The organism is Variovorax sp. KK3 (genome assembly GCF_001984055.1).
In the GTDB taxonomy this organism is placed as follows: Bacteria; Pseudomonadota; Gammaproteobacteria; order Burkholderiales; family Burkholderiaceae_C; genus Variovorax.
Window position 1 is genome coordinate 1 of the sequence record NZ_LYVO01000127.1, and the last position, 12,848, is coordinate 12,848.

The 12,848-nt window shown below is 66.3% G+C and carries 9 protein-coding genes; 5 read left to right on the forward strand and 4 right to left on the reverse strand.

What is annotated here, in order from left to right:
- From B0W80_RS36355 to B0W80_RS32550, 4 genes are all read left to right on the forward strand, one after another.
- Positions 1-3,930: Calx-beta domain-containing protein (locus tag B0W80_RS36355; protein ID WP_143684885.1), on the forward strand; the 3,930-nt coding region annotated here is incomplete at its 5' end.
- A 60-nt stretch (positions 3,931-3,990) separates the two neighbouring features.
- Complete coding sequence (locus B0W80_RS32540; RefSeq protein WP_077003284.1) at positions 3,991-5,502, forward strand: TolC family outer membrane protein; 1,512 nt, start codon at positions 3,991-3,993, stop codon at positions 5,500-5,502.
- A gap of 71 nt (positions 5,503-5,573) precedes the next feature.
- Positions 5,574-7,775 (forward strand): type I secretion system permease/ATPase, encoded by a 2,202-nt coding sequence (locus B0W80_RS32545; RefSeq protein WP_077003285.1) that lies wholly within the window; start codon positions 5,574-5,576, stop codon positions 7,773-7,775.
- Between the two features lie 47 nt (positions 7,776-7,822).
- Positions 7,823-9,115, forward strand: coding sequence for an HlyD family type I secretion periplasmic adaptor subunit (locus B0W80_RS32550; RefSeq protein WP_256856751.1), 1,293 nt, complete (start codon positions 7,823-7,825; stop codon positions 9,113-9,115).
- Positions 9,116-9,162: 47 nt separating this feature from the next.
- Here the strand turns inward: B0W80_RS32550 and B0W80_RS32555 are convergent, their stop codons facing one another.
- Positions 9,163-9,876, reverse strand: coding sequence for a dihydrofolate reductase family protein (locus B0W80_RS32555; protein ID WP_218668982.1), 714 nt, complete (start codon positions 9,874-9,876; stop codon positions 9,163-9,165).
- Between the two features lie 216 nt (positions 9,877-10,092).
- The gene (locus tag B0W80_RS32560) at positions 10,093-10,971 is read right to left on the reverse strand and encodes a hypothetical protein (RefSeq protein ID WP_077003288.1); all 879 of its coding nucleotides are present in this window, start codon (positions 10,969-10,971) and stop codon (positions 10,093-10,095) included.
- A gap of 105 nt (positions 10,972-11,076) precedes the next feature.
- On the opposite strand from B0W80_RS32560, the gene B0W80_RS32565 reads away from it, so the two are divergent.
- A complete protein-coding gene (locus B0W80_RS32565; RefSeq protein WP_077003289.1) occupies positions 11,077-12,306 on the forward strand; it encodes an NAD(P)/FAD-dependent oxidoreductase in 1,230 nt (409 codons plus the stop codon).
- Between the two features lie 3 nt (positions 12,307-12,309).
- On the opposite strand, the gene B0W80_RS32570 is transcribed toward B0W80_RS32565, so the two are convergent.
- Together B0W80_RS32570 and B0W80_RS36360 are read right to left on the reverse strand one after the other, a co-directional pair.
- A complete protein-coding gene (locus tag B0W80_RS32570) occupies positions 12,310-12,534 on the reverse strand; it encodes a hypothetical protein (RefSeq protein ID WP_077003290.1) in 225 nt (74 codons plus the stop codon).
- Between the two features lie 130 nt (positions 12,535-12,664).
- The coding region (locus B0W80_RS36360; RefSeq protein WP_373039337.1) for a thrombospondin type 3 repeat-containing protein at positions 12,665-12,848 on the reverse strand (184 nt) is incomplete at its 5' end.

The following is a 12,848-nucleotide window of genomic DNA, read 5'->3' on the forward strand; positions in this document are numbered from 1 at the left end:
GACAACGATGGTGCGCCGACGCTGTCGATCGACAGTCCGCCGGCGGTCAGCGAGGCGGGTGGGTTCGTCGAGTTCACGGTGACGCTGACGGGGCAGTCGAGCCAGCCGATCAGCGTGACGTACGGCACGGCCAATGGAGCGGGCCCCAACGCGGCCATTGCCGGGCAGGACTACACGGCCATGACCGGGGTGCTGACCTTCCAGCCCAGCGCGCAAGGCACGCAGACGATCAAGGTGCAGGTACCGATCACCAATGACACGCAGTACGAAGGTCCGGAGACCTTCCAGATGGTGCTGAGCAATCCGACCGCAGGCGCCATCATCGGCCAGAACGCGGGCACGGGCGTGGGCACGATCGTGGACGATGGCACGGGTGTCGTGCCGCCGGGAGGCAGCTCGGACGATGACCGGCCGAGCCTGGTCATCAGCAACCCGACGGTGAACGAAGGTGCGGGCTTTGCGGTGTTCACGCTCACGCTGAGCAACACGAGCAAGCAGGACACCACGGTCAGCCTGGCGTTGACCGATGGCACCGCCACCGGTGGCGCAGTCGACTACGGCACCGTGGCGGGTAACGTGGCGAACCTGCAGGTGTCCAACGACAACGGCCAAACCTGGACGAGCGCCACGACGGCGATCATTGGTGCCGGGCAGACGCAGGTGCAGGTGCGCACGCCGATCACCGACGACCAGATCGACGAGGTGGACGAGACCTTCAAGCTGACGGCGACGGTCACGGGCGGTGTGGTGACGCCGGCCACCACCAGGGTGGAGGGCGAGGCCACGATCGCGGACAACGATGGTGCGCCGAGCCTGGGCATCTCGGACTTAACAGTGGCAGAAGACGGTGGCCATGCAGAGTTCACCGTCACCCTGACCAACCCGAGCTCGCAGGACATCAGCCTCGCTCTGACTCTGGCTGACGGTACGGCGCTTGGATCCGGCACCGATTACGGCAGTGTGGGCGTCACCAACCTGGAAGTCTCCACGGACGGGGGCACGACTTGGGTGGCCGCTGCGACGGCGACCATCGCAGCAGGTAGTACCTCGTTGCTGGTGCGCACGCCAATCGTCGATGATCAGATCAGCGAACGCAACGAGCAGTTCACGTTGAGGGTCGATGCGGCGCCCGGCACCACGGCAAATGGCACGGTCACCGGCACTGGCACCATCACGGACAACGACCCGCCGGAGTTGCGCGTGACTGGCGAATCGGTCAACGAAAACGATGCGTTCGGCCACGCGGTGTTCACCGTGAGCCTTAGCAACGCGGTCGCGCAACCGGTGGTCGTCACGCTTACGCTTGGGCAGTCCGGGCCGGGCGGCGATACGGCGACAAAGGTCGCCGATTACGGCAACGAGGCGGCGCTGGAGTACTTCGACCCCAACGCCAACGGCGGCATGGGCGCCTGGGTGGCCATCGCCGCGGGCGGACAGCTGACTATTCCGGCGAATACCTTGGCGGTGCAAGTACGCACGCCGATCGTCAACGACGTCATCGACGAGGGCGATGAGACCTTCACACTGACCGCCACCCCCGTCGTGCCGAATGTGACGACCAACGCCTCGGCCAGCGACTTCTCGACGATCAACGACAACGACACGCAACTTGTGTCCACGACCACGGTGGCCGTCACCGGCCTGCGCGGCGAGTACTACGGGTACAACACCGCCGCCGCCATGCCCGCGGGATACAACTCACAGGCTTTCGACGGACTGGTGCCAGGGGGCGGCAATATCGACACAGCTGCCAAGGCAATTGCCTTGATCAATGGACGACAGGGCTCATCGATCGTCGGCACAGGGATCTTTGCTTCGGCAGCGGCCACCGATGCGATCTTCAACTCCACCAACGTTTTCTACGACCGAAATCCCCCGACGCATGCCGTCAACAATGCCGAGGGCCTTGGCGGCTCGAACCCGACTTCGTCAGCGAACCAGCAGGTCACGTCGGGGAGCGTCTACGATTTCCTCAATGCGAATGGAGCCACTGGCGACGGGTCGAGCTTGACCGCCACCAGTACGTTCGGTCGTACGCAAAACGGGGTCATGCGTATCGTCGGACAGGTCTTGATCACGGAGACCGGTGACTATCGACTTAACGGGTTCTCCGACGATGGCTTTGCGGTCTACATCGACGGCGTCCAAAGATTGGATCTGCGAGGTGCTGGTGCTACCACGCCCAACCCTCCGATCGTGAATCTGACAGAGGGGTACCACAACGTCGAGATCATCTACTACGAGTGGGCTACCAATGCCGCACTCGAGGTCAGCTTGACGCCAGTGGACAGCCCGGCCACGCAGATTCTCGGCCTGAGCAACTACGCGATGTTCCAACAGACGCCGGTGCTGACCGACTTGCAGGACATCATCGAGAACCCGACAGTGGATGGTCAGTACCTCATTCGCACGGGCCAGGAGAACTCTGGCACTGCCGGAGACGACACGATCTTCGGCAGCGACGGGCGCGACAAGATTCATGGCCTGGGTGGCAACGACACGCTGACCGGTGGCGGAGGCGCTGACCAGATCGACGGGGGCGATGGCAATGACGTCATCGACGGAGGTGCGGGCGACGATCAGCTCAATGGCGATGCCGGCAATGACACGCTGATCAGCGGCGCGGGCCGCGACACGCTCAACGGTGGGGATGGCGACGACCTTCTGCGGGACACGGGTGCGACCCAGATCAAGGGGCGTTACATCCGCATTTACCACACCTACGCTTCCAGCGCAGCGCAGTCCGCCTTGGCTCTGACCGAACTCGAGGTGTGGGCTACCAAGAATGGCGTCTCCACCAACGTTGCCGCAGGCCTCGGTGCGACCGGGGGAGTCGGGTTCGGCTCCGACACTGCTCCGCAGAACGTCAACTTCGACGGTGCCAACCGATTTGCCGCCCTGACCGACGGTCAAGGGCAAGGCCTCAACTACAACGGCGGCAACAGCGCAACCTCGAACATCGCGTACCTTCGCGATGGAAATACGGGCAACCATGCGTATTTCACCGTGGATCTCGGGAGCTCCTACGACATCGAGCAATTGCTGGCCTGGGGTCGGGGAGACCAGATCAGCCAGTCGCAGAGCCTGCGCTTCGTGATCAGCGACACGCCGTTCTCCGCAACGGACACCTACGCCAGCTTGTCGGCGAACCCCAATGTGACCATCCTGGACACCCTCGGCCCGACGGCCGGCGCGACCGGCCAGGCAACACTGATGGACCCGCCGCAGGCAGACACCTTCAACGGTGGCAACGGCATCGACACGCTGGACTACAGCGACTCTGCGGCTGCCCTGCGGGCCACGGTGAGCAAGGGCGTGAACGTCGACCTCGCCGCGGGCACGGCCGACAAATGGTATGGCAGTGGCTCGAGCACGATCATCGATACGCTCATCAGCATCGAGAACGTCACCGGTACGGCCCAGGCCGATCGACTCAGCGGCGATACCGGCAGCAACGTGTTGAACGGCGGGCGCGGCAACGACGTCCTGCTGGGCCAGGGCGGCAACGACACGCTCATCGGCGGCGCTGGAAACGACACGCTGACTGGCGGCATCGGTGCGGACACTTTCCGCTGGGAGCTCGCTGATCGCGGCACGGGCGGCGCACCGGCCGTGGACACGATCTCGGACTTCAATACCGCCGACTATGCCAACGGCACGGGGGGCGACCGTCTTGATCTTCGCGACTTGCTGCAAGGCGAAAGCGCGACGGCCGTCTCGCTGGACAACTATCTGTCCTTCCAGCGGTCTGGCAGCGACACCGTCATTCGCATCTCGAGCACCGGTCAGTTCCCTGACGGCGGCTACAGCGCAGGCGTACACGACCAGACCATCACGCTGCAGAACGTGGACCTCACGGCCAACTCGTCGCTGACCGCGCAACAAATCATCCAGAGCCTTCTTGATCAGCAAAAGCTCCTGGCCGGTTGATGGATCAAGCTCGACTGGCTCCGTTCTCTTCCATCCAACATCACTAAAGACTTAGCAACCATGTACCACCACAAATCCATCGCCGGTATCGGCCTCACCTTCCTGGCACTCTTCTGCAGCACCGCCTTCGCGCAAGGTGCACCCACGCCGGCTGCCGCCGCGCAGCAAGCCCTGCAGACCAACCCGGAGGTCGCTGCGAAGTTCAATGCGCTTCGCGCATCGGTCGACGAGATCGACGCGGCACGGGGTGCTTACCTGCCTCGCGTGGACGTCGCTGCCGAAGTGGGGCGCACGCAAGACCGCATCGACAACCGAAATCCCGCCGATCAGAGCCTGAGCCGCAACGGTGCGTCCGTCACCGTGACGCAGATGCTGTGGGACGGCCTGGCCACGCGCAGCGAGGTGAGCCGCGCGTCGCACAACCGCATGGCACGCTACTTCGAGTTCGTGGACGCGACCGAGCAAACCTCGCTCGAGGCGGGGCGTGCCTTCTACGACGTGCTGCGTTATCGCAAGCTGGTTGCGCTGGCCGAAGACAACTACGTGCAGCACAAGTCGGTGTCCGACCAGATCCAAAGCCGGGTGCGGGCGGGGGTGACGCGCGGCGTCGATCTGGAGCAGTCGAGCGCACGCCTGGCCTTGGCCGAGTCGAACCTCATCACCGAAAAGACCAATCTGCACGACGTGACGGAGCGCTACCGTCGCGTGGTGGGCGAACTGCCTCCGCGCTATGTCGATGGCGTGCCTCCGCTGGGCCGAACGCTGCCGGCCAGCACCCAGGCCGCACTCGAGGCAGCGGTTCAAAAGAGCCCGGTGATCGCCGGTGCCATCGAGACCCTGCGTGGCGTGCGTGCGCAGTCCGGCGCGTGGCGCAGCACCTTCCAGCCGCGGGTCGAGGCGCGTCTTCGTTCGGGCGCGGGCCGCAACTACGATGGCCTCGAAAACCAACGGCGTGAGACCTCGGCTTCGCTGGTGATGAACTGGAACGTGTTCAACGGCGGCACGGATGCTGCCCGCCTTCGCCAGCAGGGCCACCTTCTGACCCAGGCCGGTGACCTGCGCGACAAGGCCTGCCGAGACACGCGGCAAAACACGGCGATCGCGTTCAACGAAGTCCGTCGGCTCGAAGAGCAACTGGTGTTCCTGAAGCTGAACACCGAGGCGATCGAGAAGGCGCGCGACGCCTATCGCCAGCAGTTCAACATCGGCCAGCGCAGCCTGCTCGACGTGCTGAACGCGGAGAACGAGCTCTACACCGCCAAGCGTGCGCTGGCGCAGGCCCAGACCGATCGCGAGATCGCGATTTTGCGCACCCATGCGGCCATCGGCACGCTGGGCGTGGCCTTCGGCCTGGCGCAGCAGTCCGACGCCAAGGACTTGGCGCCGGACTCGAACGGTTGGGAAGCGGGCGAAGACGCGGCCGGACGTTGCCCTGTCGATCCGACGGAGCTGGACGGCTTGCCGCGGGCTGAGCTGGACAACCGAGTGCGGGCCCAACAGGCGGCCGCGGCGCGCGGCCTGCCCGCCTCGGTGTCGCCGCGGATGATGGTCGGCGACGCCGCAACCCGCTGACGCTTGCGCCGTGCAGCCCCTGCCAACGTCCACCCAAGCCGGCCAAGCGATGCCCAGCCGGTGACTGCGCCATGACCGATATCTCCGTTCCTCCGTCATCCGTCCTTGCGCCGGAGCCGAGTGCCGTCGAGCGCCTTCGGCAGGATCTTCTGCAACCCGATGCGCTGCTCGACTGCCTGGTAGAGATCTGCCGCCTCCACGGCCACAACGCAACCAGGGCCTCGCTCGCAGCAGGCCTGCCGCTGGGCCCCGAAGGGCGGTTGACGCTCGAACTTGCAGAGCGTGCCGCTGCGCGCGCCGGCATGGTGACCAAGCTGGAACGTGCGACGGCCGCCGCGGTCGATCGTGCGGCGCTGCCCGCGATTCTTCTGCTGAAGGACAACAAGGCGTGCGTGCTCCTGGGCCGTGAAGAAGGCATGGTGCGCGTCCTGCTGCCCGAGACGGGCCAGGGCGCGGTGATGCTGTCCGCGGAGGAGGTGGCGCGACGCAGCACGGGCTATGTGTTGCACGTGCACCCGCACTTTCGTTTCGACGAGCGCACGCCGGAGGTTCGCCCGTCGCGCGAAGGGCATTGGTTCTGGAGCACCTTGCTGGCGCAGCGCGCCGTCTACCGCGACATCCTCGGCGCCGCAGCGCTGATCAATCTGTTTGCCATCGCCAGCCCGATCTTCACGATGAACGTGTACGACCGGGTCGTGCCGAACTCGGCGATGGAAACGCTGTGGACGCTGGCGATCGGCATGGTCATCGTGCTGGGCGCCGACCTGTTGCTGCGCAAGCTGCGCAGCCGCTTCGTCGACGAGGCGAGCGCGCGTGTCGATGTGCAGATTTCGGCGCGCCTGATGGAGCGAGTGCTCGGCATGCGCCTGGAACACAGGCCCGAGTCGGTGGGGTCTTTCGCTTCGAACATGCGCAGTTTCGAGCAGGTACGGGAGTTGATCGCCTCCACCACGGTCACGGCGCTGATCGATCTGCCTTTTGCATTGTTGTTTCTCCTGGTGATCATCGTCATCTCGCCATGGCTGGCCATTCCGGTGGTGGTCGCGTTCGCCGCCGTTCTCGGCTTCGGCTGGATGATTCAAGGCAAGCTGCACACGCTGTCCGAGACGACGTACCGTGCCTCGGCAACCCGAAACGCCACGCTGATCGAGTCGCTGACCGGCATCGAAACCATCAAGACCCAGGGCGCCGAAGGCACGATCCAGGCCCGCTGGGAGCGGGCGAACGTGTTCCTGTCCGCCACCAACGTGAAGATGCGTGCCTTGTCCAACGGCGCCAACTACCTGACGTCCACGACGTTGCAGATGGTGACGGTGGTCATGGTGGTGGCGGGGGTGTATCTGATCGGCGGGCGAATGCTCACGATGGGCGGACTCATCGCGTGCAGCATGCTGGCTTCACGCGCGCTGGCGCCGGCGGGCCAGCTCGTGGGCCTGCTGATGCAGTACCAGGGCGCGCGTACGGCGCTGCAGGGCTTGGAAAACTTCATGGCCAAGCCGGTGGAACGCGATGTGCGTGCAGACGGCGCAGCCTACATCCATCGCGCCTCGGTGCGGGGGGACATCGAGTTTCGCGAAGTGAGCTTTCAGTACCCGAACCGCAGCGACGCTGCAGTCGACAAGCTGTCGTTCAAGATCCGCGCCGGCGAGCGCGTGGCCTTGATCGGCCGCGTGGGCTCGGGCAAGAGCACGCTGCAGCGACTGTTGATGGGGTTGTACAAGGCGACCTCGGGCGGCGTCATGCTGGACGGCATCGACCTGAATCAGCTGGACCCGGCCGACCTGCGCAAGAACGTGGGCTGCGTGTCGCAGGACGTGATGCTGTTCTACGGCAGCCTGCGCGACAACATCGCCTTCGGGCTGCCGTACGCGGACGACGCGTCGGTGATCGCTGCTGCCGACGTGGCGGGATTGTCCGAGTTCATCAACCGCCATCCCCAGGGTTTCGACATGAACGTCGGCGAGCGCGGCGAGTTCCTGTCCGGCGGGCAGCGCCAGGCGGTGGGCCTGGCGCGAGCGGTGTTGCACAACACGCCGGTACTGCTGCTGGACGAGCCCACCAGTGCGATGGACTTTTCCACCGAGGCCGCCGTCACGCGGCGCCTGGCCGAATTCGGGGCGGGCAAGACGATGGTGGTGGCGACGCATCGGACGTCGCTGCTGTCGATGGTCGATCGCGTCATCGTGATCGACGGCGGAAAGATCGTGGCCGACGGACCGCGTGACGCCATGATGGAAGCGCTGCAGGATGGGCGCATCACGAGGGCGGCATGAAAGCAGTCGCAAAACCCAATGTGCCTCAGCAGCAGCCGATTCCCGGCATGGCGAGCTTCGAGGGAGCCGTCGATGCCGTGATGTCGAGGCAGTCCACCCGGCGCGCGCAGGACATCGTGCGAGCCGCGCTGGCGGTGGTCGCCGTCTTGCTGGTATGGGCGGCGCTGGCGTCGGTCGACGAAGTCACGCGCGGCGAGGGGCGGGTGGTTCCGTCGCGTCAGCTGCAGGTATTGCAGTCGCTGGATGGCGGCGTCGTCGCCGAGATTCTGGTGCGCGAGGGCCAGCAGGTCGAAGAAGGCCAACTGCTGCTGCGCATCGATGAAACACGTGCCACCTCGGGCGTGCGCGAAAGCGCCGCGCAGGGCTTCGCGCTGCGCGCCCGGGTCGCGCGGCTGCGGGCGCTGGGTGACGGCTCTGCTTTCAAGGCGCCCGCACCGACCGATGACGATGAGCGCCGCACCCTCGACGAAGAAGTGCAACTGTACGAGGCGAAGCAGACCGAGCTGAGCACACTGCTGTCGATCAATCGTCAGCAACTGGTGCAGCGCGAGCGCGAGCTGAGCGAAGTACAGGCCAAGCGTAGCGCGGCAGCGCGCGGGCTGGAGCTGTCGCGGCAGGAGTTGAACCAGACCCGGCCCTTGCTTGCCACCGGCGCGGTTTCGGAAGTGGAAGTGCTGCGCCTCGAGCGCGACATCACGCGCAACAAGGGTGAAGTCGAACAGGCCGACGCGCAGATCGCACGCGTTCGAGCGTCCATCAACGAGGCGACGCGGAAGATCCAGGAGACCGAGATCGCGTTCCGCAACGATGCTCGCAAGGACCTGGCGGAGTCGATGAGCAAGCTCAATGCACTGAGCGAAGGTTCTGTGGCGTTGGTGGACAAGGTCAGCAAGACGCAGGTCAAGTCGCCCGTACGAGGTCGTGTGCAAAGGCTCATGGCCAATACCGTGGGTGGGGTGGTGCAGCCGGGCAAGGACATCGTCGAGGTCGTGCCACTGGATGACGCGCTCGTGCTGGAGGCCCGAGTGCTGCCGAAGGACATCGCCTTCATCCGACCCGGCCAGGACGCGATGGTCAAGTTCACCGCCTACGATTTTTCGATCTATGGCGGCCTGGAGGCGAAGGTCGAGAACATCAGTCCCGACACGGTGGTGGACGAGAAAGGCAATGCGTACTACGTGGTGCGCGTGGTGACCAACCGACCGAACTTCGACGAAAAGCGGCCGATCATTCCCGGCATGACGGCCGAGGTGGATGTGTTGACCGGACAGAAGACGGTGCTGTCTTATCTGCTGAAGCCCGTGCTCAAGGCCAAGGCCTACGCGCTAAGAGAGCGTTGAGGGAGCGGTGAGGGAGCGGTGCGGGAGCACTGAAGCATCCACCGAAGCTACATGCCCTGGCCTTGCGGGCTATGAGTTGCCTGGCGCAGGTCCAGGTCCCACAGCACATCCGCGCCCAGGCGGAACACGCCGGCAGCAGGGCGAGGGCATTCGCGCATGACCGCCCTGCCGGGCAACGACAGCCCGGGCCTGCCGGCGCCGATCAACACGGGTGCGATGCTGAGATGGAGCCGGTCCATGCAGTCCTGCTCGACGAAGCGTGTCACCGTGACGCCACCTCCTTCGACGAAGAGCACCCGCAAGCCGCGGTGCCTCAGGGCCGACAGCATGGGCCGTACGTCCATGCTGCCGTCTTGCCGAGTGAGGCCGGGAACGGCGAGCACCTGGTCGGCACCCACACGGTCATTCGCTTCCGCAGCGCGCGTCGCATCGCACACCAGCAAGGTCGGCGCCTGCTTGTCCGTGAAAGCGCGGAGTGTCGGTGGAAGTTGCAGGCCCGGGTCGATGAGTACGCGCACCGGGTTGGCGCCCTCCACGCGCCGCGTCGTGAGTTGGGGGTTGTCGATGGCGGCCGTGGCAGCGCCGATGATGATCGCGTCGCACAGCGCTCGGAGCCGGTGCAGGTGCAGCAGCACTTCAGGCCCATTGACGAAATTGGCGTCGCCGGTGCGGGTGGCGATGCAGCCATCGAGGCTCTGACCCAGCTGCCCGACGACCCACGTCGGGCCTTCAGGCGGCCGGTCGAGGAGCGGCTTCAGCATGGAAAAAACATCCTGTGCGGCTGGCGTCCAGGCCCCTTCGTCGAGCATCAGGCCATGGGTCGGATGGTGCCGAAAGCGGCGGACCTCATCGGGCGACAGCGCGGGCCCCGTGCCTCGCCGATGGCTCGCGATGGCCAGGCACAGTGGCCAGAGTGATTCGACGCCGGGCAACGCGCATTCGGTTTCATTCATGAGGGGATGCAAAGGCTTGGCGATTCACCACTTGGGCTTGTAGTACGGATCGTCCGCGGCGCTCGGCATTTCCGAGGCGCCCCAGACGGCAAATGCCAGCGCGGCTGCGGTCCAGGCAGCGGCGACCAGGGCCACGATCAGCGGCTCGACCCAGGTCCGGGCGCGACCGCCGGGCGGTGGAGCTCGGCGCTGCAAGCGTCCGCGCCCCCATCGCACCAAAGGCCCGGACGTGAAGGCGCCTGAGAGCAGCAACAGCGTGAGCAGGCGGACGTCCGTGAGCCTGATCGTCGCGAGCATCAAGGCCAGCCAGCTCAGCGATGCTGCGACGACACCGCTGGCGCCGAACGCGATGCGCACGATGGGCCAGAGCCACAGCGCGCAGCCCGCGACCGAAGCGGCCAATGCGAGCGACAACTCGAAGAGGAGGGCCGATCCTGCCAGCATCGCCGCGGCGGCCAGCCCGAGGCTCACGACGACCAGCACTGCGGCCGCATCGGCACGCGCCGCATGCTCGCGAAGCACGGCGCGCATCACGGCCAGGCCGAGCAGCAACATGCCGACCAGGAGCGGGAACGCGCGCGTCGCGACGACAGCCAGGATGAGCGCCCACAGCACGCCGGCAGCCAGCCACTCGGCGCGCCGGCTGGCGCGCATGAGCTCCAGAACGAAGCCCAGCAGCGCGGCCGCAGCGAAGATCCATGGCAGGCGCTCGGTCAATGTGCCGGGTGGAAGTCGCCAACCGAGCTGCCAGGCCGCGGTGCCGACGATGGCCAAGGCCGCACCTGCCGACGCCCAGCGCCGTCCTTGCACCGGGCCGAGCGCGCCGCGCAGCATGCCGGTCACCATGAAGGAGACGACGAGGGGGAGCAGCAGGCTCTGGACGAGCGGATGGTGCAGATCCATGGCCGCACTCTACCGGCTGCCGCGCATCGCGCCCCAGGGTCAGACCCCAGGCCGTGCCCATCGAGGGGGACAGGCGCACGACACCCGTGAGGGACAATCCACGCCATGACTTCAAGCCAAGACATCGTGATCATCGGCGGCGGGCATGCCGCCGCCCAACTTTGTGCCGGCCTGGCCGAAGCCGGGCAGGGCGCGCGGGTGCACCTGGTGTGCGAAGAGGACTCCATGCCCTACCACCGTCCTCCGCTGTCGAAGACTTTTCTCAAGAGCCCCGATGAGCCGCCGCAACTCCATCGCCCCGAGGCCTGGTACGCCGAGGCCGGTATCACCCTGCATCTGGGCGACCCGGCCTCGGCAATCGATCGGGCGGCACACACGGTCACGCTGCGCTCCGGTGCGGTGCTGGGATGGGAGCGGCTGGTGCTCGCCACCGGCACTCGTGCTCGAAGGTTGCCGGCGTTGGTCGGCCTGTCGAATGTGGCGCTGCTGCGCGCGGCCGATGAAGCGGCGCAGTTGCGCTCGATGCTGGCTGCAGCGCAACACGTCGTGGTGCTGGGCGGTGGCTTCATCGGGCTCGAAGTCGCTGCGACCGCGGTGGCACTGGGCAAGCGCGTGACGGTGCTCGAAGCGGCGCCCCGGCTGTTGAGCCGCGCCGTGTCGCCCGAGTTGTCGGAGCACGTGCTCGCCGTTCATCGCGCCGCCGGGATCGACATCCGTGTCGGTGCATTGATCGGCAAATGGCACACCGAGGGTCAGCGGCTCGCGTCGATCGATGTGGATGGCGAGTCGCTGCCCGTCGACTTGCTGATGGTGGGCATCGGCGCTGTGCCCGAAACCGCGCTCGCCCAGGCGGCCGGGCTGGAATGCGCGGACGGCATCGTGGTCGACGAATACATGCAGACCAGCGACGAGGCCGTGCTTGCGGTGGGCGATTGCACGCGCTTCCCGGACCGGCGCGCCGGGCAGGCGATGCGGCTCGAGTCTGTACAAAACGCCAACGACCAGGCGCGAACGGCAGTCGCCACCTTGACCGGTGCGGCGCGTCCGCACGATTCGGTGCCATGGTTCTGGTCGGACCAGGGCGGTTTGCGCTTGCAAATGGCGGGACTGGTTCCCGCGCCCGGCACCCCCGGTGAGCACACGGTGCGGCGTCCGGGCGCCAACGCAGCGTCCTTCTCGCTGCTGCACTACGTCGATGGCGTGCTGCGTTGCGTCGAGTCGGTCAATGCGGCGCTGGACCACATGATGAGCCGCAAGCTGCTGGAAGCAGGCCGCAGCCCCGACGCGGCGGTGGCCGCCGACCCCGCCGTGCCGCTGAAGACGCACCTCGCCTAGAACTCAGGCGGTGGCGCGCTTGCGCTGATCGGTGGCTGCGCTCCTGCGCAACTCGGCATCCATCGCTCGGGTGCCGGCCGCCAAGGCGGCTTCGTAGGAGTCGTAGACGTCTTCGGCCGCTTTGACGACCTTTTGCGGCGCGCCGCTGTCGTCCGTCTGGAGCAGCGTCCAGACAAAGGCGCCGGGCGCCGATTCGTCGATGGTGAGCTTGATCGGAAGATGTTTCATGGCCCATTCATGGTGGGCGTCGGCACCGGCGTTTTCTGTAGGCCAAGTTCGATCGTCGCAGGCGTTACATCGTGCGGCGCGTGCCCTGTCGACTCGGCCGACTTGACGCCAAGGCCGGGCCTGATGCCGATCAATAGCGGTACGGATTGTTCGGGCGCCGGTCGTAGTAGTTGGGCACCCCGTCGCCGTCGCGATCGCGGTCGTAGCGGTTCGGGATGCCGTCGCGGTCGCGGTCCCAGCCGCGGCGGTGGTAGTGCCCATGGTCATGGCCGTGCCAGCGCGGCGGGGGCGGAGGGGCGTAGTACACGCGCGGC

Bases quoted from the DNA above. Each gene is read 5' to 3' on its own strand.
- B0W80_RS32570 (WP_077003290.1), bottom strand. From the start codon at position 12,534: ATGAAACATCTTCCGATCAAGCTCACCATCGACGAATCGGCGCCCGGC.
- B0W80_RS32540 (WP_077003284.1), top strand. From the start codon at position 3,991: ATGTACCACCACAAATCCATCGCCGGTATCGGCCTCACCTTCCTGGCA.
- B0W80_RS32560 (WP_077003288.1), bottom strand. From the start codon at position 10,971: ATGGATCTGCACCATCCGCTCGTCCAGAGCCTGCTGCTCCCCCTCGTC.
- B0W80_RS32545 (WP_077003285.1), top strand. From the start codon at position 5,574: ATGACCGATATCTCCGTTCCTCCGTCATCCGTCCTTGCGCCGGAGCCG.
- B0W80_RS32550 (WP_256856751.1), top strand. From the start codon at position 7,823: ATGGCGAGCTTCGAGGGAGCCGTCGATGCCGTGATGTCGAGGCAGTCC.
- B0W80_RS32565 (WP_077003289.1), top strand. From the start codon at position 11,077: ATGACTTCAAGCCAAGACATCGTGATCATCGGCGGCGGGCATGCCGCC.
- B0W80_RS32555 (WP_218668982.1), bottom strand. From the start codon at position 9,876: ATGCTGAAGCCGCTCCTCGACCGGCCGCCTGAAGGCCCGACGTGGGTC.